Source organism: Faucicola osloensis, assembly GCF_020041925.1.
In the GTDB taxonomy this organism is placed as follows: Bacteria; Pseudomonadota; Gammaproteobacteria; order Pseudomonadales; family Moraxellaceae; genus Faucicola; species Faucicola osloensis_D.
Window position 1 is genome coordinate 522425 of sequence record NZ_CP083409.1, and the last position, 19823, is coordinate 542247.

The window sequence follows — 19823 nt, forward strand, 5'->3', positions numbered from 1 at the left end:
CTCATTTCGTACCCGCATTTTTATCCATACGACTGAGCATCAATTTTGAAATCACCAGTACAATAAAGGTAATAATAAATAGTAAGAAACCTAAATGTAGTAGTGATGATTGGTGCAAGCCTTCAGACTCTGCAAATTCATTTGCCAATGCCGAAGTGATTGACACCCCTGACTGGAACAAACTTGGACTGACGTTATAAGCATTACCAATAACAAAGGTGACTGCCATCGTTTCACCCAATGCGCGACCCAATCCCAAAATGATACCGCCCATCACACCGGCTTTGGTATAAGGCAACACCACGTATCGCATCACTTCCCAAGTGGTTGAACCCAAACCATAGGCAGATTCTTTAAGCATCTTTGGCGTAATGGAGAAAACGTCACGCATGACCGATGCAATAAACGGGATAATCATCACTGCCAAAATCAAACTTGCAGTAAACAGACCAATACCCATCGGCGCACCTTGGAATAAACGACCCACATAAGGTACATCACCCAAATGGTCAATCAGCCAAGGCTGGATATGTTCTGAAAACCAAGGCGCAAATACGAAAAATCCCCACATACCATAGATAATTGAAGGGATACCCGCTAACAACTCAATGGCAATACCCAAAGGACGTTTTAAAAAATTTGGGCAAAGCTCTGTCAAAAACATGGCAATACCAAAACTTACCGGCACCGCAATCAAAATGGCAATGACAGAAGTCACCAACGTACCATAGATTGGTGCGAGTGCGCCGTATACATCCATCCCTGTATCCCAGTCTTTACTGGTATAAAAGTTAATGCCAAACGCTTTCATACTTGGCAATGCGCCAAGAAATAGTGAGATTAAAATACCACCTAACAACAGCAGCACGATAAACGCAAAAAGACGAGTCGCGTTGACAAACAACCAGTCTAATTGTTTTTGCTTTGCGAGTTTTGCGTGTAAATCCGACATAAGAACCCAGCCATCAAAAAATAGTTTTAGTTTACTAATTCTAGAAATTTGAAAAAAAAACGTAGAGCATTAACTTGTTTATTGCTCTACGTATCGTTTGACATGCCTAACCCTGTTAACTGTTAACCATCATCATGAGATTATTTTGCCGCTGACGCAGTTGCTGTGGCAGCATCTGAGCTAAATAGTGGCTTACCATCAGCCCCTACAACTTTTTTCCACTCTTCACGGAAGATAGCTTTGCTTTCTGCTGAGAATGGTACAAAGTCCAGTGATTTTGCTAGCTCATCACCGCTTGAATACGCCCAATCAAAGAATTTAAGGGTATTTTTGACGTTTTCTGGGTTGGTTGGTTTAGTATGGACTAAGATGAATGTTGCCGCAGAGATTGGCCAGGCATTTGGGTCTGCTTGGTTAGTCAATACGATGTTAAAGCCTGGTGTACCTTTCCAGTCTGCATTACCCGCAGCGGCAAAGCTTTCAGCCGATGGTTGTACAAAGTTGCCCGCCGCATTTTTTAGCTGTGTATGCGACATTTTGTTTTGTTTTGCGTAAGCGTACTCAACATAACCGATTGAGTTTTTGGCACGAGCGACGTTACTTGCCACGCCTTCGTTACCTTTACCACCTGCACCTGTCGCAGCGGTTGGCCATTTAATGGATTTATCTACACCTGGACCTGCTTTCCATTCTGGTGATACAGCAGCTAAGTAGCTTGCAAAGTTAAAGGTTGTACCTGAACCGTCAGAACGGAAAATCGTCGTGATTGGCGCATCTGGTAGTGTCACGCCTGCGTTTAATGCGGTAATCGCTGGGTCATTCCATTTAGTGATTTTACCCAAGTAGATATTGGCAAGGGTGGCACCGTCTAGTTTTAATTGACCGGGTGCAACACCCTCGATGTTAACAACCGGTACAACACCACCGATAACGGTTGGGAACTGGATTAAACCGCTTTTATCCAACTCTTCTTTGCTTAAAGGCGCATCCGACGCACCAAAGTCAACGGTATTGGCTTGGATTTGTTTGATACCACCTGATGAACCGATTGATTGGTAGTTCACTTGACCGCCAGTGGCGTTCTTGAACTCACCTGCCCATTTAGCATAGATAGGTTGTGGGAAAGAGGCACCTGCACCTGTGATGGTAAATACGGCGTTTTTGTTGCTACCTGCAGTGCTTGACGTTGCTGAGGCACCCGCTGCTTGATTGTCTGCTTGTTTGTTGCCACAAGCGGTTAATGCTAACGTCGATGCTACGATAACACTTAATAATGAATAACGCATGGATAGCTCCTAAAAACCTTTTTTGAGTTTACGATGAAACTGCCTGAATGAAAAAATGTCACCAACGGTACGATTTAACTTTCTTTGGTTATTTTCACTATGATAGCTCACAGCTGACCGATTTAACTGTCATGATAATAACCATAATTCGGTTTGTATAAAAATTGTGTATATGATTACAAAGAAATGTGACAGTATCATGACAATTTGATGACTGACCGATTGCGCACGCTATAGATGAGACTAAATAACTACATTTAACATTAAACTCGCTTATTAATTGCCAAAGCGTTGAAGAGCTTTGTGACTTTTAGCGGTGCATGGGAAAGAGGCAATTAATCATTTAACTACTTCCTGACTTAACAGCTTCTTAACTCTTAACTTAGTAGCTTAAGACTATAAAAACCAATGGCAGTCGCAACCAAGGTTAAAAGCACATGGATGCCAATCAAGGCGACACCTTGCACTACCCTGCCGCTATTCAACAAAGTAAACACTTCGGCACTAAACGTACTAAACGTTGTCAATCCCCCCAAAAAACCTGTGGTGATAAATAGTCGTAAGTTTGGGTGCATCTTTTGGGTGAGTATCAAGGCAAATCCCATCAACAGCCCACCTAGTACATTGGCAAATAGTGTGCCATAGGGCAACCAAGGATGTACGCTGTTGAGTCTGGCTAACCACCAGCGCAGCATTGCCCCAAATGCCGCCCCCAATCCTATCCACAGCCATGGCATCTTCAAGTCCTCGTGGTGATTACGGTTTAGCTGGATTGACAGCAGGCAGCGTTGTCATGTCCCACCGCGGCAAGCAGCTAACCGCTAGCTCATCGTGTTGACCGGCGTTCAAGCGCTGCCACCCGGCGAAGGCAATCATGGCGCCATTGTCGGTACACAAGGCAGGCGGTGCATAATGCACGGTGGCGTTGATTTTGGCTAATGCCTCAGCTAACGATTCTCGTAGTTGTTGATTTGCACTCACCCCGCCTGCGATTACCAGACGTTTCATACCCGTTTGCTGCAAGGCTTTAACGCATTTTTTCACCAACGTATCGACCATCGCATATTGAAAACTTGCTGCAATATCGGCACGCGTCTGGGCATGTTCAGGATTATGGCTATCGGTTGGATGGTCTTTAATCAAATTATGCACGGCGGTTTTCATACCACTAAAAGAAAAATCCAATCCTTTACCCAACATCGGGCGCGGTAATTCATAGGCTAATGGATTGCCTGTTTGCGCCAAGCGTGCAATATTAGGTCCACCAGGATAAGGTAACTCTAGCATTTTAGCGGCTTTATCAAAGCACTCGCCTGCGGCATCATCAATCGACTCACCCAATATTTCATACTGCCCGATGCCTTTGACCGCCACTAACATGGTATGTCCACCCGACACCAGCAACGCGACAAACGGAAAATCGGGCGGATTGGCGCCTAATAGCGGCGCAAGTAAGTGTCCTTCCATGTGATGTACGCCAATGGCAGGAATACCCAATGCCATTGCTAAACTGCGGCCAAATAATGCCCCAGTCATCAACGCGCCCACCAGTCCAGGACCTTTGGTAAAGGCAATTGCATCGATATCGGTTTTTTTGAGTTGGCAGTCATCCAGCAGTTGCTGCAACAAGGGTACTAATTTACGGATGTGGTCGCGGCTTGCAAGTTCAGGAACTACCCCGCCATACGTCGCATGTAGGGCGATTTGACTATACAGCACTTGCCCGACCAAACCTTGATTGGGTTGGTGACGTTGGTCACTATCAAAAATGGCTAATCCCGTTTCATCGCAGGATGTTTCCAGTCCTAGCACACGCATGGTATTTCCTTAAACGATAAATAAACGTCAACATACCGATGGCAAATTAGTTATTTTTTGCCATCATTGATGATTTTGACAGGAATGGTTAACCCTTTGGCAAAGGGCTCGGCAAAGACGTAAGTGTATTGGCTCGGGGCAATTTGCTGGGTGGTATAGATGACAAACGCGCTGTTTTTACCGGCTGTGAGTTCATGTGACACATAAGCAGTACCCAACTGGTCGAGCACTTTGGATAAGACTTCATTGACTGCCATACCCACCGTTAAATTGTAGCGGGAGGTTTCATTATCCACATGATACATCTCGGCATAGGCTTTGACAGGCTCGCTATCGAGCGCAAACGGGTATTTAAAGCTAGCCTTATCGACTGGCTTAACACCCGAATCCACCAATGCCCAGTTAATGTGTTTGGGTGCACCGTTTTGGGCGGCTTGGGGGGATACGGTACTGGCGACAGCTACACTGGCAACGTGATGCGGACTTTGAACGCTAGCCACTGTGGCACTTACTGTGGCACTTGCTGTGCTGTTTTGCTCTGGCTTGTTATCACTGGCAGGTTGACAAGCCGAGAGTAACACCCCACCTATCAGCAAACTTGATATTATAACTAGTTGTTCCACTGACACGCCTCCAATATATCCAAACTTTTTGTCTAGCTTAATCTGACTTAGCCTAGCTTAAGCAGTGACGCCCCCATTACTGATGGGCTGATAAGAAAGATGACGATTGATGCGTTTTTCTGCCAATCGAAACATCCCAATCAATAGCCAAGACAATAACAAATAAATAATACCTGAGGCAAAGAACAACTCAAAAACGGTATAAGTTTTTGACATAATCGTCGTTGCCACACCGGTAATATCCATCAAAGTGATGGTCGATGCCAACGCACTGCCTTTGAGCATAAAAATCACTTCATTGCCATAAGCCGGCAGCATGATGCCAAAGGCGCGAGGAAAAATAATTCGGCGCAATTTTTGGCTATAAGACATACCAATGGCGTCGGCAGCTTCATTCTCGCCTTTGGGTATTGACTTGATAGCACCGCGGATGATTTCGGCAGTATAAGCTGCCGTATTGAGGGTAAAAGCGATGATAGCGCACCAAAATGGACTCGCTAAAACACCCGATTTCCACAGCACAGACTCGGTCACCCATTTAAATTGCGACAAGCCATAATAAATCAAAAAGATTTGCACCAGTAGCGGTGTACCACGAAAAAAGAAAATATACGCAAACGGCAATGCCTGTACCCAAGGTTTTTTTGATAGCCTAGCCAGTGCGAGCGGCACTGCCAACATAAACCCTAATAAACCCGACAACACCACAAGCTCAATGGTGATAATACTGCCTTGCAGCAGTTTTGGGATACTATCAATAATAATTTGCCAATTCCAGTTCATTGATGAATCCCCTATTTCGCCATGCCGATTTTTTGCAGGCGTTTTGCATAACGCTCTGCTGGGTTATTGACCCATTCTAGCCACATAATCACACCGGTGATGATGACGGTCAGACTCAAATACAACAATGCTGCTGCCATATAGAAAGTAAACGGGCTTTGCGTGGAAGTCGCTGCCGTTTTGGCGTGGCGCATGATATCTTCAAGCCCGACCACAGAAACCAACGCGGTATCTTTGAGCAGTACCAAAAACAAATTACCCAGTCCTGGCAGTGCAATACGCCACACTTGTGGCAACGTCACTCGCCAAAGGATTTGAAATTTTTTCATGCCAATCGCTTGCGCCGCTTCGGCTTGACCTTTTGGAATCTCTTGAAATGCCATACGAAAAGTTTCGGTCGCATACGCACCAAATGCCACAGACAGCGCCGTAACTCCCGCCCAGAACGGACTGACATCCACATATCCCGTATTGCCAAATTGCGATAGAATAAGACCCATCAACATCGAGCCGCCAAAGTAAATAAACATGACTGACAGCAGTTCTGGAATACCACGGATAATCGTAGTGTAAGCGGTGGCGATGGCGTTGAGCACTTTAAATCGTGACATCTTAGCGGTCGCGCCCAATAATCCCAAAATCAGCCCAATGACCAAACTAGTCAGTGCCAGTTTGATGGTGACCCAAGCGCCACTTAATAATAGCTGCCCAAAACCTTGTAGATCTAACACAATATCGATACCCTGTCTTTTTAACTCTGTTTGTTGACCTATTACCCAAAAAATGCTTAAAACGCAGTTTTACCGTCACATAGGCAAAAGGTGATAACGGATATAACCTTTTGCTTTGTTTTTTGCAGGGTGCAATTTTACGTGATTGCCCTATCAAAAACCATCAAAAAAACAAAAAACTGAGTGACTTTTCACCCAGTTTTTGACTAAACCCAAGCGCTTGGTTGAGTTATTTGCTAGTACTCGCCACAGTCGTCGTGGTCGTTGTAGTACTAGAGACCGTGACTGCCACACTGCTTGCCGCCGCTGTTGTGGTCGTTGCACTGCCAAAATATTGGTTATAGATTTTGTCATACGTGCCATTTGATTTTAACGTGGCAATCGCTTTGTTAAATTCTAAACGCAGTGGGTCACCTTTACGAACGATGATACCCATTTTGTCATTGACATCAATCTCTTTACCTTTGATTTCAAAGCCTTTACCTTCTGGCGTGGTCAGCCAATAAGCGGCCGGGGCTTTATCCGAAATCATCATATCCGAACGCCCTGCTGCCAAGTCCATAAACGCATTATCCAACCCTTCATACAGGTTTAGCTGGGCTTTTGGGTGATTTTTTTCCATCCACTGGGTAGATAGCGTTGAACGCTGTGCCGCAACTTTATGGCTGTCAATTTGGGCAGGGTCATCCGGATTGATAGGGCTACCTTGTTTGGTCAAAAACACCAACGTATTGGTAAAATAGGGGTCGGTAAAATCGACCTGCGCTTGACGCTCTGGGGTGATAGACATCGCATCAATTACCACGTCATATTTTTTTGCCATCAAGCCTGGCAATAAACCATCCCAATCTTGTGGCTTGATTTCACAGTTGGCTTTCATTTGTGCACATAAAGCCTGCATAAAATCGACATCAAAACCTGTCAAACTGCCATCCGCTTTGGTGATACTAAAGGGTTTATAGGTGCCTTCAGTGGCGATGCGAATGGTTTTGCCTGCCATACTGCTAGATGTCTCTGTGCTGCTACTCGCCGTTGTAGAAGCGGCTGTGCTATTCGCCGTCGTTGCCGCCGTTTTTTCTGCAGGTTTTTGACAACCCACCAGCGCTAGACCTGCCACTGCCAAGCTACCCAATAATGAAATATTTGTTTTCACCTGATACTCCTAATTTTTAACGTCTAACACATGACAATTTTTGCTTGTAAGCTTTAACAATACTAACAGGCAAATAAGTTATATAACGGCTTATTTCGGTAAATCTGCAAAATATTTTTGGCTGATTTTATCGTAAGTACCATTGGCTTTTAACGCCGCCAGTGCGGTGTTGAATTTGCCAATCAATGGATCATTTTGACGAAGGGCAATGGCAATTTTGTCATCAATATTGATCGGTTGACCTTTGACTTCAAAGCCTTGACCTTTGGCGGTTTTTAACCATGATAAGGCTGGGGCACTGTCAGAAATCATCAAATCTGTACGGCCCGATTCTAGGTCAAGATAGGCATTATCTTGGGTGTCATACAGTTTGGGAGTGGCTTTTGGGAAGTTTTTGGCTAAGTACTCAGCGGCGGTCGTTGAGCGCTGTGCACCCACGGATTTGCCCGCTAGGTCATCAGCGCCTTTTTCTACCCCTTTTTTGCCAATGACAACGAGGTTATTGGTAAAGTATGGGTCGCTAAATGCCACCACTTGGCGACGCTCTGCGGTGTCTGACATCCCCGCCATGATGGCATTGTATTTTTGTGCTTGTAGCCCTGGAATCAATCCATCCCAATCTTGGGAAATCACTTCACATTTTAGTTTGGCTTCAGCACATAGCGCATCTGCCAAATCAATCTCAAAGCCGATTAATTTGCCATTGGCATCTTTATAACTAAAGGGGACAAAGCTTGATTCGGTAGCGATACGAATCTGTGGCATATCTGCGTTTGCTGCGGTGGTAGCGCTACTTGCTGCTGCCGTGTCTGCCACTTTTTCCGCAGGTTTTTGACAGGCAGTTACCCCCATCAAAATGGCTAACGACGATACACCCAAAACCGATAACTGTTTCATAACAACACCTTTTTGTCAAAATTTGAGGGTCACCCACATCTACTGTCTAAATTTTAAAACGATCGATACAACGTCAATTAATTACCAAAATGTTGCTTTTGTAATTTTGCCAACTCGCCATTGCTTTGTAGTGTATCTAAGGCTTTGTCAAATTCTGCTTTTAGTGGATCGCCTTTACGAATAGCCATTGCGATGTTGTCACCATTATCCATCTCACTGCCTACGATTTGGTAGTTGCTGTTTTGTTTTAGCCATTCGCTAGCGGTTACTTTTTCAGACAGCACTGAATCGATACGACCTGATTTTAGGTCAATGTAGGCGTTGTCATAGTTGTCATACAATTTGATTTCGTTGGTTTTGCTCAGTTTATCTTGAAGGTACTGTGCCATGGTGGTTGAGCGTTGACCGCCGATTTTTAGCCCTGAAATTGCTTGTGGGTTGAATTTACCACCTTTGGCAGCGACCCAAACCATGGTGTTTTTAAAATAAGGCGTGGTGAAATCCACTTGCGCTGAACGCTCTGGGGTGATTGACATACCTGCGGCAACCGCATCGTATTTTCGCGCCATCAAGCCTGGCAAAATACCGTCCCAATCTTGCGCTACGATTTCGCAGTCGAGTTTTGCTTGGGCACACACGGCTTTGGCAACATCCACGTCATAACCGCCTAATGTGCCATCGGCATTGGTGTAGTTAAATGGTTTGTAGGCGCCTTCAGTGGCAATACGAATTTTTTTGCCTGTGCTGGCACTGGCAGCGGGTTGGCTCGCGGCTGCACCTTCTGTTTTTTCAGCAGGTTTTTGACAGGCGGTTAATCCCATGCTAACTGCACATACCGTTGCCAAGGCGAGTTTTGAGTAGGTTGAATTCAAGGTTGATTGCATGGATGTTCCTTACAAATGAAATTTTTGAGTAAAAAGCGATTTAATATCAGGTTTCGCTTTCAGCGATTTCAATATTTAAAATCAATGCGACTAAAATAAATGCGAGTTTACAATTTAGTTAAAATTAACATAAATTAACATTTTTGCAAGTGAAAAACTTATTCAGCAACAATTAAATCGAATAAATTTTTCTGATGCCTAAAACTACAAAACCGCCAATCGCATGGCGATTGACGGCTGATATGTTGATTGGATTATTTTTGATGGCTTGCCATAAAGTCTTTCACCCGCGCTGATTGCGGGTTGTCAAACACCTGCTCGGGTGTGCCTATTTCTTCGATACGTCCCTCATGCAGGAACACCACTTGGCTTGATACATCGCGCGCAAAACGCATTTCATGGGTCACAATCAGCATGGTGCGACCTTCTTCAGCAAGCGATTTCATCACGGCTAATACTTCATTGACCAATTCTGGGTCGAGGGCAGAGGTTGGCTCATCAAATAACAATACTTGTGGCTTCATCGCTAGCGCACGAGCAATGGCGATACGCTGGCGTTGCCCACCCGATAAGTTTTCTGGGTAAGCATCTTTTTTATCCAGTAGTCCTACGCGTTTTAGTAGCACTTCAGCTTCACTGATGGCTTGGTCTTTGGCGATTTTTAGGACTTGGGTCGGCCCCTCAATGATGTTTTGCAAAATAGTCCGGTGTGGCCATAGGTTAAAGTTTTGGAACACAAAACCCATTTTTGAGCGAAACTGCTCAAGTTGGCGTTGATTGGCAGCAACCAAATCCCCTGATTTATTCGGTTTTAATACCAATGCTTCATTGCCCAAGAAAACCTCCCCTTGTGAGGGGTTTTCAAGCAAGTTAATACAGCGTAGCAAGGTGGATTTACCCGAACCGCTCGAGCCAAGAATTGAGATGACATCGCCATCATAAGCGGTCAACGATACACCTTTTAGTACTTCAAGCGATCCAAAGTTCTTGTGGATATTGTTAAGTTGCAAGGCTACAGGACGCTGTAAGTTTGGCATAGCATCTGACATGATATTCAATCCAAAATTTGACGATAGGTGGAAAAAAACTGTCTATTTTCGCTTAAAACGCTACTAAAACGCAACTTTTTCTCTCATTTAACTTTATTTTATGGCGCCGATCTTTAGCGCTTGTTTTTAGATTGAGTCATAACCATTAATTTTTGTCTCTCAAAACTTTCTAAATTCCATTTTTGGATTGAAGTTGTTATGATGAAGCGATGATTATATTAGGGACTGACTATGCAAACCATGACTGATACCAAACATTATATGCAAACCGTGGGACAGCAAGCGCGCGCTGCTTCAGCGATTTTGGCAAAAGCAGACACTGCACTCAAAAATAGCGCCCTACTGGCTATCTATGACGCCCTGCAACAAGCCAAATCACAGGTGTTAGCGGCCAATGCCACCGATATGCAAAACGGTCAACAAAAAGGACTGGATGACGCGCTACTTGACCGATTAGCGCTCACCGATGCGCGTTTTGAAGGCATGTTACAAGGGCTAAAAGATGTCGCCATGTTACCTGACCCGATTGGCGAGGTCACTGATATGACCTTTCGTCCCTCGGGTATTCAGCTAGGTAAAATGCGCGTGCCGCTGGGTGTGGTCGGGATGATTTATGAATCCCGCCCAAATGTAACCATTGAAGCTGCGTCTTTGGCATTAAAATCTGGCAATGCGATTATCCTACGTGGCGGCTCAGAAGCGTTTTATTCTAACCAAGCATTGGCTGCGTGTGTCAAACAAGGTTTACAAGCGGTTGGTTTGCCAGAGGCCGCAGTGCAAGTGGTCGAAACCACCGACCGCGCGGCAGTGGGAGAACTCATTACCATGAATCGCTATGTCGATGTGATTGTACCGCGAGGTGGTAAAAGCCTAATTGAGCGTATCAACAATGAAGCGCGCGTGCCTGTCATCAAGCATCTAGATGGTAACTGTCATACCTTTGTCGATCGCGATGCAAACTTGACTATGGCAACCGATATTTGCGTCAATGCCAAAACTCACCGCTATGGGACTTGTAATACCATGGAAACGCTGCTGATTGATAGCCAAATCGCTGCGCAAGCGCTGCCGCCAATCGCCAGCGCCATTGTCGCTGCAGACAGTGCCATGCAATTACGCGGCTGTCCAAAAACCTTAGCCATCTTGAGCGATACCGCTGAATTAACCGCTCATATGTCAGCGGCGAGTGAGGCAGATTGGGATACCGAATATTTGGCACCGATTTTGGCGATTAAAGTAGTCGCCGATATCGATGAAGCCATTGCCCATATCAATGCCCATGGCTCACACCATACCGATGCGATTATTACCGAAAACTACTCAAAATCGTTAAAATTCATGCGTGAAGTTGACTCTAGTAGCGTGATGGTCAATGCATCAACCCGCTTTGCCGATGGTTTTGAATATGGTTTGGGTGCAGAGATTGGTATTTCTACCGATAAAATCCATGCGCGCGGCCCTGTGGGTCTTGAAGGTTTAACATCGCAAAAATGGATTGTGTTTGGGCATGGGGAAATCAGACAGTGACAGCTAAAACTTTTGGTAATCAAATAAATTGTTTTCACAAACCCACTTTAATTATTGGCAATAAGAACTACTCGACTTGGTCTTTGCGCGCATGGCTTATGCTGCATGCCTTCGGTGTAGCCTTCGATGAAATGCCAATTAAGCTATTTCATCCCAGCAATCAAGAGATTTTGACGACCTATACGCCACTGGGTCAAGTGCCTGTACTGTTACATGAAGACAAAACGATTTGGGACAGTGTCGGCATTGCTTTATATGCGGAAAAATACTTAATTACGCAAAACATCTGGGGTAAACAGCCGCACTTAGCCATGAGTTTGCTGGGTGAAATGCACAGTGGATTTTCTGCCCTGCGCAATGAAATGCCAATGAATATTCGAGCTAGCCGCCACATTGCACCTTCCAAACCTTGTTTAAGCGACTTGGCGCGGTTTGAAGCCATCGTCACCGAAGGCTTTAAACAAAATGGCTCTGAAGGTTATTTGCTAGGCGAATTTAGTGTTGCTGATGTATTTTTTGCCCCGATTATTTTTCGCCTCATTACTTACGCAAAAGCCTCCGATATAGAGTTACGACCCATGACTTTAATCTATATACAAAAAATGCTTGCTCACCCAAGCATGCAGACTTGGCAACAACAGGCGTTGACAGAAACCGATATAGTTATTGAAGATGAAGCAGGCACAGAGGTCGTTTGAGATTAATCAGCTTTAATTCAATGAAAAACCTTATTTGGCACCCGCTTTAAATAGACTGATTTGGTTGTTATCGGTTACCGTCAACATCGGTGTGCCTTTGCTATCTTGGGTCAGTTTAAATTGTCCATTGAGTGTGGATGGCGCAGCCGCATCAAATGCCATGCGCGATTCTGGCATACACATCATGCGCGTAGAAACGATATTTTTTATCAATACATTGTTATGGGTCAGGCTATAATTGCCCCACATGCGATTGCAGGTGTTGTCAAAGCTAACCCGACCTTTATCAAAGCTGACCAACAGCGGTTTGGCTTGGTTAAACAATTCAAGTTTAGTGGGCTTACCCGAAAAATCAGTCACCGAGACCAATTGCCAGCGATAATTTTGCAACGTGGCATCGGCTAACGGTAAGGTGAGCGCTTGGGTCGGGTTAGACATCCCTGAGTTACTATCCGCTATGGTTTGACAGCCTGTCATTGCCAGCGTTCCTGCTATCAAGCAACTTAGCGCTAGTGAATAGGTTTTGGCACATTTTTTCATCATGCTTTCCTTTTGTTTAAAATTATTGTGTAAAAAATTATCGCAACCATTATATAAAATGCCCTTAAGACGCTATTGCCGAGCATAATGATTATTGTTATTCGATTGTATTACTAGATTTGATGGATGTTTCATTTGCTTGAATGGGTTTTTGCAAAAACTCTAAAAATACATCATCGCGTTTGGGGTCGCCATTGTTGCCGTCCCTTGGAAATGCCATCCTCTCCCCTGTCAGTAGATAACCGCGGCGTTGATAATAACTTAACAGCTCTGGTCGATGACTTAAAATCGACATGGACAAATGGGTTAAAGGTAAATGGCTTAAGTTTTTGGCACGGGCGTGTCTGATAGCAAACGTTTCTACCGCAGACAACATCGTGTCGCCAATGCCTCTACCTTGTACAGCAGGATGAACCGCAAAAGTGCCAATATACGCCGCTGGCTGATGGTTAATGGGTGAGAAATCCACAGCAATACACCCGAGCAAATCATCGCTATCGTGCGGATTTTCAAACACGAATAGATAAACATTGGGGCTGTCTATCAGGGCTGTCATTTCCTCGGGCGTGGTACGAATCCCACCAATCAAAGCCGCTTCATTGGTCCAGCCTTCATCTGAGCGGTAACAGCGATTGAGCAAAGTTACCAAATTTTCGACGTCTTGTTGCGTGGCAACGCGTAATTGCACGGCGTTTTTATCGATATCGCTATCCGGGTTTTTCATGTTTTTTCTCTTTTTATGCTCACATTCGCTAAAAAATAGGATGCGTTAAACATTTTGCCAAGTCAAGATGACTGATTTTGCCAACCAATGCACCCAATTCACCTAAATTAGCCAACATACCTAAATTAAGCACTGTTATTTTATTGAAGATCACTTGATTGAATGTTACTTTATTGGCAATTGCTTTGGCATTCAAGCCGTATTTGACGTCATTGTCGTTGCCGTCATATTTTTGTATGAGACAATAAAGCATGCCGATAATGAAGCGCTGCTATAATCGAATCTGTAATCGAGATGGTTTATCAATCATCCATTTGTTAAAATAAACCTTTTGCAAGTAACCCTAGCATGCCAAAACTGCCTTCACCCTATACCCCTACGATTCAATCGGCGATTTATAAACAACAACCCACTGATTTTATTGTCCATGAAAAACTTGGCATTGAATGCAGCCATACAGGCGAGCATCTTTGGGTTCATATTCAAAAGACCCGAATGAATACCAATTTTGTAGCAAAGGTGTTGTCACAATGGGCAGGCATCCCACTCAAGGATGTGGGATATTCCGGTCTCAAAGATCGTCATGCGGTGACGACGCAATGGTTTAGTCTTCGCTTGCCAAAAAAAATTGCCCCTGAACAAAACTTTGAGCAATTTGTCCAAACTAAATTAGCTAGCGATGAAACCCTGCAATTACTGGCACAGCATTGGCATTATAAAAAACTGGGTCGCGGTACTCACCAAGCCAATCAGTTTATCATCACCCTACGCAATGTGGTGGGTGAAAAAGCCGCCATCGAGCAACAACTTGCGACTATCAAAACACAAGGTGTTCCCAATTATTTTGGCGAGCAGCGCTTTGGGCATGATGCCAATAATATTGATGCCGCTATCGAACTATTCACCCACCATACAATTAGGGGTAAAAAAATTCATCGCAAATTTGACCAAGATAAAATCAGTCTGTATCTGTCAGCAGCGCGTAGTGAATTATTCAATGCCATCTTGGCAAAACGTATCGCGTTGGGCTTTTGGAAGCAACCGCTTGATGGCGATGTGATGAATTTGGCGGGTTCGAACAGTATTTTTGTGGCACAGCATATAGATGAGACCATGATGTCAAGACTACAAAGTGGCGATATCCATTTGACTGCACCGATGTGGGGCGCAGGTGAGTTAAAAAGCAGTGGTAAGGTTAACGCATTAGAACTATCAGTCATCACTGACAATCCCATTTATCAGCAGCTAAGTCAAGGTCTGATTGAGTTTGGTTTAAAGCAGCAGCGCCGCCCCCTGCGTATGCTGCCCAGTAACTTGCAATGGGTTTGGCAAGAGGATCAGACATTGGTGTTAGAGTTTGAATTGCCGGCAGGCAGTTTTGCGACGACGATGATTGATACGCTTGTTGCAAGCTCGGTACTTAACTGATTTTATGAAGGCTGAGTTATGACGGCTGATTGCTTTGCGTCATCAATAAATAACATTGACCTTTGACCACACAGTTGCGACCATTGGCTTTGGCTTGCTGCATTGCCAAATCGGAGCATTTGATAATGCGCTCAAGGGCAGGCGGCAGTGCAGGCATGGTCGGTAAACTATGCACATACTCGCGCATATATTCGATAAAACCGCGATTATCATCCGTGCGGTCGCTATCTCCCCCATGATTTTGATAAACGCTGGCAATACCTAAGCTTGCGGTAAATTGAATTTCTGTATCAAAAATCCCATATCTCACCACTTGCTTTTCAAACGCTTGGCGCAGCTGCTCTGCCATATTGACAGCTTGCTCAATCCCAGTATTTGGCAAGATGATGCAAAACTCTTCCCCGCCCATACGTCCAAACATCGTCCCTGTCGGCAAGAAGTTTTTTAAGGTATTCGCGGTACAAATCAACGTCGCATCACCGGCGTCATGACCGTATTCGTCATTGATATGTTTAAATTTGTCCAAATCAATATAAATCACACTAAGCGTGTTCCAATCGCTTTTACGTTCCCATAAATAACTCAAAAAACTATAAATGGTACGCCGATTGGCGATATTGGTGAGCGCATCGGCTTCTAGCAAATCATAAATTTTGCGGCGCTGAAAACTCATGACTTTCATGCCCTGCAAAATACAATACAGCGTGACCGTTGCTTTGGCGGTTACCAAAAAGCTAAAAGACAATCCCCAAAGCCAATGACTACGCGCTGCTAAGCTTGGATACAACCTAGGCAACAATTGCCACCAGTTCATGCTATTACTCATATTAAAAATAAATAATGCAACAATACAAGTGACAAACGATACCCAGACCAGTCGCCATCTTAATAGCACCATCCCAAGACCGGTGGCACTGATGAGCATTACGCCTTCAAGCGCACTGTTGTTGCCAATCCAAACGATAAAAAGATTTTCATAAATCAAATAGATGATTACAAAAAAGATTTGGTACTCTCGCCAAAGTCTTGACTGTTCAGGCATGCGGGTGATGACCCATAGTGAATACCCGCAAAACAATACCATCGCCAGTCCCAAATAGGTGATATTTATCATCAAGCTGCGATTAAAGATTTGGTTAAACTTGTGCGCAAAAGGAAAGATATCTATGGGTAGTGTGATGACAAGAACTGTCGCATACCAAATCAAATGAAAAAATGTCTCAACCAACGCCAACATAATAAACAACATGAATTTATTGGTATTGTTGACTCTTGGCGAATTGATATATAGCGAAGGTTTAAAGCTAAAAAATTTTAGCGTTTGCTGCAATTGTTCTTTAAAGCTTGGCAAGGCGGTTTGGGTCATAGGATTATTGCAAAATCAATAAATCTATTAAAAGAGGGCGTCACGCATTAAACGAATCAAGACAGCTATGTCAGTCATTAGTCATTGTCGTTCATTGATTAGTTTTAGTCGTTTGCATTTAACTTACCTTAAAGATTATATAAGGTATTGTTGCTTCATTCTAATACTTTATTAATGACCAATGAGTAAATGTTTAATTTTTTTTAATTATTCTTGACTTATCTATTTTATCAAAATTTCCTCGACAAAATAAAAAAGGTAAGCATTGGCTTACCTTGATCAACATTTTACAGAGTTTTAACTTTATTGGTTTTTTCAACAATATTCTTTAATAGTAATGTTCTTGATTACACTCAAGCGTCCAATACACGGCGTGCTGTCACGAATTTATTTGCCCAATAGCCAGAATCTAAACTTGTAATAGAAATACTTTTGCCCGTTGATGGTGAATGAATAAAACGACCTTCACCGATGTACATGCCCACATGAGAGATACGACCACCACCGTGAGAGAAAAACACCATATCGCCTGGTTTTAGCTCACTACGGTTAATACGTTCACCCACTTGTGCCATGCTGCCTGAGGTACGTGGTAGATTGATATTGGCGGTTTGTTTATAAACATATTGCATAAAGCCGCTACAATCAAAACCACTTGTTGGGCTCGTACCGCCCCAGCGGTATGGTAAGCCGATAAAGTTTTTGGCTTTTGCAATGAGGCTATCTACTTTTGAGCCACCCTCTGGATTTTGAGAAACAGTTGAGTTAAAGCTACCGAAATATTCTGTGATACCATTGTCGGCATTGGCAGCGGTTGGGGCTAGGCTGAACAAGACACAAGGTAGAGCGGTTAATAAAGTTTTTTGAAGAAAGTTCATAGGGCTTTAATCCGTTCAGAACTTTTATCCGTATATGGGCTATATCAAAATTGATTGCTAGAAGCTAAAAAGTTGATATACGGATAAAAATTACATAACTATTGTATTGGTTACATTCTGTAAAACAACGCCATCATACCAATAAAGTTTTTTGGATGTGGATATCTTTTTTCCATAAAATGTTAAAAAATATTACAATGTAAGCTAATTTGCTTGCAGAAAGTTTATAGAAAGCATACAGCAATAATTGGGTAATAAAATCATTGATTTAATATAACATTGGCTTAAATAATTACCTATTACCCCGTATTTATTTTAGTGTCATGTAAAAAAAGCAGGGGCAATATGTAACTGACCCTGCTTAATAGTTGAGTAAAAACGGCTAAAAATTGTTAAATTGCTGTCTTTTTACCCCATCATTTGCACTAATCTCTTGCCCCAAAAATGGCGGTGCCAATACGAACGATGGTGGCACCTGCGATAATGGCTTGCTCAATATCGCCGCTCATGCCCATTGACAAAGTATCCCACTGCTCAGGATGTGCATGATAGCGCTTGTTTTGCTCAAAAAGCTGTTGGGTTTTGACAAAGGCAGAAGCGGAATTTTTGGCAGGGATAATCATCAGTCCGCGTAATTGCAAATTGGGCAGTTGACTAATCTGTGTCACCAATTCGGGTAACTGGTCTGACTGGCAGCCTGATTTACTGGCTTCATCGTCAATATTGACTTCAATACAGATATTGAGTGGCGGGAGCTGCTCACCCCTTTGCTCATTGAGACGCTGGGCAATAATTAAGCGATCGACCCCATGCACCCAATCAAAATGCGCTGCCAACTCTTTGGTCTTGTTACGCTGGATATGACCGATATAATGCCACACCAATGGCTGCTCGTTAGCAGTAACGTCTTTGAGTGCGGCGATTTTTGCCACCGCTTCTTGCACATAGTTTTCACCAAAATCCTGCTGACCTTGCTGCGCTAACGTGCGAATCATCCAGTTGGGTTTGGTTTTGGATACGGCAAGCAGTTTGACAGTTGGATTGAGCCTAGCAACGTCAGTTTTCACCTGTTGCCAACGCGCTATCAAGGCTTGGTTTTCAGCGTCTGTTGCGATTGTCGCTGATGGCTGTTGCTCATAGAATGTTTGCATGGTTAACTTTTCCTGTTGAACTTTTTCTGTAGATAGGGGACTGGCTTGATGGCTACTGGGTTAAGGTAACGTTTTTTTTGCACTTGTGTCCCCAATTTTCCAATTGAGTTTAACATAAGCTAAAATCAACAAAAAACTATGACCCCTAGTCAGTTTTTTCTGTTTTTTTTGTGGGCGGATGATTATAGTATAACTATCTTTTTTCCCCGCGGCTTTTTTCTATTGCTGCTTTTGTATTTTCATTACCCACCTGTAGGATTCGCTATCATGGCAAAGGAATTATCGATTGACGATTTGTTGCGTTTTGCATTCAAAAATAAAGCCTCTGACTTACACATTTCAGCAGGCTTACCGCCGATGATTCGGGTAGATGGTGAAATTACTAAAATCAACATGCCGCCGCTCGATCACCAAAAAGTGCATAGCTTGATTTATGACATCATGAATGACAAACAACGTGCCGATTATGAAGAGTTTTTTGAAACTGACTTTTCGTTTGAAATTCCCAATGTGGCGCGCTTTCGTGTCAATGCCTTTAACCAAAACCGTGGCGCAGGTGCGGTATTTCGTACCATCCCGTCTGAGGTCTTGACGATGGAGCAACTTGGGATGGGACCGATTTTTGAGAAAATCTCTAATTACAAACGCGGCGTGGTACTGGTCACCGGTCCAACGGGCTCGGGTAAGTCAACCACCCTGGCGGCGATGATTAACTATATCAACGAAAACCGTAAAGAACATATCTTAACCATTGAAGACCCGATTGAATTTGTGCATCAATCAAAAAAATCCCTTATCAACCAACGGGAAGTCCACCGTGATACCTTAAGCTTTGACGCCGCGCTGCGCTCTGCCCTACGTGAAGACCCCGATGTTATTTTGGTCGGTGAGATGCGTGACCTTGAGACCATCCGCTTGGCATTGACCGCTGCTGAAACAGGTCACTTGGTATTTGGGACATTGCATACCTCATCTGCTGCCAAAACCATTGACCGTGTGGTCGACGTGTTCCCCGCCGCAGAAAAAGATATGATTCGTGCGATGTTATCTGAATCGCTGCAAGCGGTTATCTCGCAATCGCTACTCAAACGCCAAACAGGTGGTCGTGTCGCCGCGCATGAAATCATGATTGGTACGCCTGCGATTCGTAACTTGATTCGTGAAAACAAAGTCGCCCAAATGTACTCTGCCATCCAAACCAGTGCGGGCGATGGTATGACCACACTTGATCAAAGTCTTCGCGAACTGGTCAATAAAGGCGTGATTAGCAAAGAATCGGCACGCCAATATGCCAAACAACCGGAAAGCTTTATGTAATCACTGTTTTATAGAAAT

The 19823-nt window shown here is 43.8% G+C and carries 20 protein-coding genes; 4 read left to right on the forward strand and 16 right to left on the reverse strand.

The features are described from left to right. Window position 1: 1 nt before the first annotated feature. The 11 genes from pstC to LAJ61_RS02290 form a co-directional block, all read right to left on the reverse strand. A complete protein-coding gene (gene pstC, locus LAJ61_RS02240; protein WP_036593090.1) occupies window positions 2–952 on the reverse strand; it encodes a phosphate ABC transporter permease subunit PstC in 951 nt (316 codons plus the stop codon). A 140-nt stretch (window positions 953–1092) separates the two neighbouring features. Next, the gene (gene pstS / locus LAJ61_RS02245; protein ID WP_224054314.1) at window positions 1093–2238 is read right to left on the reverse strand and encodes a phosphate ABC transporter substrate-binding protein PstS; all 1146 of its coding nucleotides are present in this window, start codon (window positions 2236–2238) and stop codon (window positions 1093–1095) included. Window positions 2239–2615: 377 nt separating this feature from the next. Then, window positions 2616–2975: a fluoride efflux transporter CrcB gene (gene crcB / locus LAJ61_RS02250; protein ID WP_224054315.1), complete on the reverse strand. Its 360-nt coding sequence runs from the start codon at window positions 2973–2975 to the stop codon at window positions 2616–2618. Window positions 2976–2994: 19 nt separating this feature from the next. Then, window positions 2995–4056 carry a tRNA (adenosine(37)-N6)-threonylcarbamoyltransferase complex transferase subunit TsaD gene (gene tsaD, locus LAJ61_RS02255; RefSeq protein ID WP_224054316.1) on the reverse strand — a complete coding sequence of 354 codons (1062 nt, stop codon included), beginning with the start codon at window positions 4054–4056 and terminating at the stop codon, window positions 2995–2997. Between the two features lie 50 nt (window positions 4057–4106). Continuing rightward, window positions 4107–4679 carry a hypothetical protein gene (locus LAJ61_RS02260; protein WP_224054317.1) on the reverse strand — a complete coding sequence of 191 codons (573 nt, stop codon included), beginning with the start codon at window positions 4677–4679 and terminating at the stop codon, window positions 4107–4109. A gap of 57 nt (window positions 4680–4736) precedes the next feature. Then, window positions 4737–5462: an ABC transporter permease gene (locus LAJ61_RS02265; protein ID WP_219299036.1), complete on the reverse strand. Its 726-nt coding sequence runs from the start codon at window positions 5460–5462 to the stop codon at window positions 4737–4739. A gap of 11 nt (window positions 5463–5473) precedes the next feature. Then, window positions 5474–6193: an ABC transporter permease gene (locus tag LAJ61_RS02270; RefSeq protein ID WP_007117180.1), complete on the reverse strand. Its 720-nt coding sequence runs from the start codon at window positions 6191–6193 to the stop codon at window positions 5474–5476. Between the two features lie 229 nt (window positions 6194–6422). Next, entirely contained in the window at window positions 6423–7346 is a 924-nt protein-coding gene (locus LAJ61_RS02275; RefSeq protein WP_224054318.1) for a transporter substrate-binding domain-containing protein, read from the reverse strand. A 90-nt stretch (window positions 7347–7436) separates the two neighbouring features. Beyond that, entirely contained in the window at window positions 7437–8243 is an 807-nt protein-coding gene (locus LAJ61_RS02280; protein ID WP_224054319.1) for an ABC transporter substrate-binding protein, read from the reverse strand. A 77-nt stretch (window positions 8244–8320) separates the two neighbouring features. Next, window positions 8321–9127, reverse strand: a complete 807-nt coding sequence (locus LAJ61_RS02285) for a transporter substrate-binding domain-containing protein (RefSeq protein WP_224054320.1) — start codon at window positions 9125–9127, stop codon at window positions 8321–8323. 254 nt (window positions 9128–9381) lie between these two features. Then, the gene (locus LAJ61_RS02290) at window positions 9382–10176 is read right to left on the reverse strand and encodes an ABC transporter ATP-binding protein (protein ID WP_178086206.1); all 795 of its coding nucleotides are present in this window, start codon (window positions 10174–10176) and stop codon (window positions 9382–9384) included. 231 nt (window positions 10177–10407) lie between these two features. Here LAJ61_RS02290 and LAJ61_RS02295 point away from each other — a divergent pair, with 231 nt between their 5' ends. Next, complete coding sequence (locus tag LAJ61_RS02295) at window positions 10408–11703, forward strand: glutamate-5-semialdehyde dehydrogenase (protein ID WP_409034980.1); 1296 nt, start codon at window positions 10408–10410, stop codon at window positions 11701–11703. Continuing rightward, window positions 11700–12401, forward strand: coding sequence for a glutathione S-transferase family protein (locus LAJ61_RS02300; RefSeq protein ID WP_224054321.1), 702 nt, complete (start codon window positions 11700–11702; stop codon window positions 12399–12401). Before LAJ61_RS02295 ends, LAJ61_RS02300 begins: the two co-directional genes overlap by 4 nt. 30 nt (window positions 12402–12431) lie before the next feature. On the opposite strand, the gene LAJ61_RS02305 is transcribed toward LAJ61_RS02300, so the two are convergent. After that, on the reverse strand, window positions 12432–12944 hold the full coding sequence (locus tag LAJ61_RS02305; protein WP_224054322.1) for an META domain-containing protein: 513 nt from the start codon (window positions 12942–12944) through the stop codon (window positions 12432–12434). Window positions 12945–13038: 94 nt separating this feature from the next. After that, complete coding sequence (locus tag LAJ61_RS02310; RefSeq protein ID WP_224054323.1) at window positions 13039–13665, reverse strand: GNAT family N-acetyltransferase; 627 nt, start codon at window positions 13663–13665, stop codon at window positions 13039–13041. A 348-nt stretch (window positions 13666–14013) separates the two neighbouring features. Here LAJ61_RS02310 and truD point away from each other — a divergent pair, with 348 nt between their 5' ends. Continuing rightward, window positions 14014–15093, forward strand: a complete 1080-nt coding sequence (gene truD, locus LAJ61_RS02315) for a tRNA pseudouridine(13) synthase TruD (protein WP_224054324.1) — start codon at window positions 14014–14016, stop codon at window positions 15091–15093. 16 nt (window positions 15094–15109) lie between these two features. On the opposite strand, the gene LAJ61_RS02320 is transcribed toward truD, so the two are convergent. The 3 genes from LAJ61_RS02320 to LAJ61_RS02330 all read right to left on the reverse strand — a co-directional run bounded on the left by LAJ61_RS02320 (window position 15110) and on the right by LAJ61_RS02330 (window position 18488). Continuing rightward, on the reverse strand, window positions 15110–16459 hold the full coding sequence (locus LAJ61_RS02320) for a GGDEF domain-containing protein (protein WP_224054325.1): 1350 nt from the start codon (window positions 16457–16459) through the stop codon (window positions 15110–15112). Between the two features lie 353 nt (window positions 16460–16812). Continuing rightward, window positions 16813–17337: a C40 family peptidase gene (locus tag LAJ61_RS02325; RefSeq protein WP_224054326.1), complete on the reverse strand. Its 525-nt coding sequence runs from the start codon at window positions 17335–17337 to the stop codon at window positions 16813–16815. Window positions 17338–17762: 425 nt separating this feature from the next. Next, the gene (locus LAJ61_RS02330) at window positions 17763–18488 is read right to left on the reverse strand and encodes a YggS family pyridoxal phosphate-dependent enzyme (protein ID WP_224054327.1); all 726 of its coding nucleotides are present in this window, start codon (window positions 18486–18488) and stop codon (window positions 17763–17765) included. 267 nt (window positions 18489–18755) lie between these two features. Here LAJ61_RS02330 and LAJ61_RS02335 point away from each other — a divergent pair, with 267 nt between their 5' ends. Continuing rightward, entirely contained in the window at window positions 18756–19805 is a 1050-nt protein-coding gene (locus LAJ61_RS02335; RefSeq protein ID WP_128680027.1) for a type IV pilus twitching motility protein PilT, read from the forward strand. The last annotated feature ends 18 nt before the right edge of the window (window positions 19806–19823 follow it).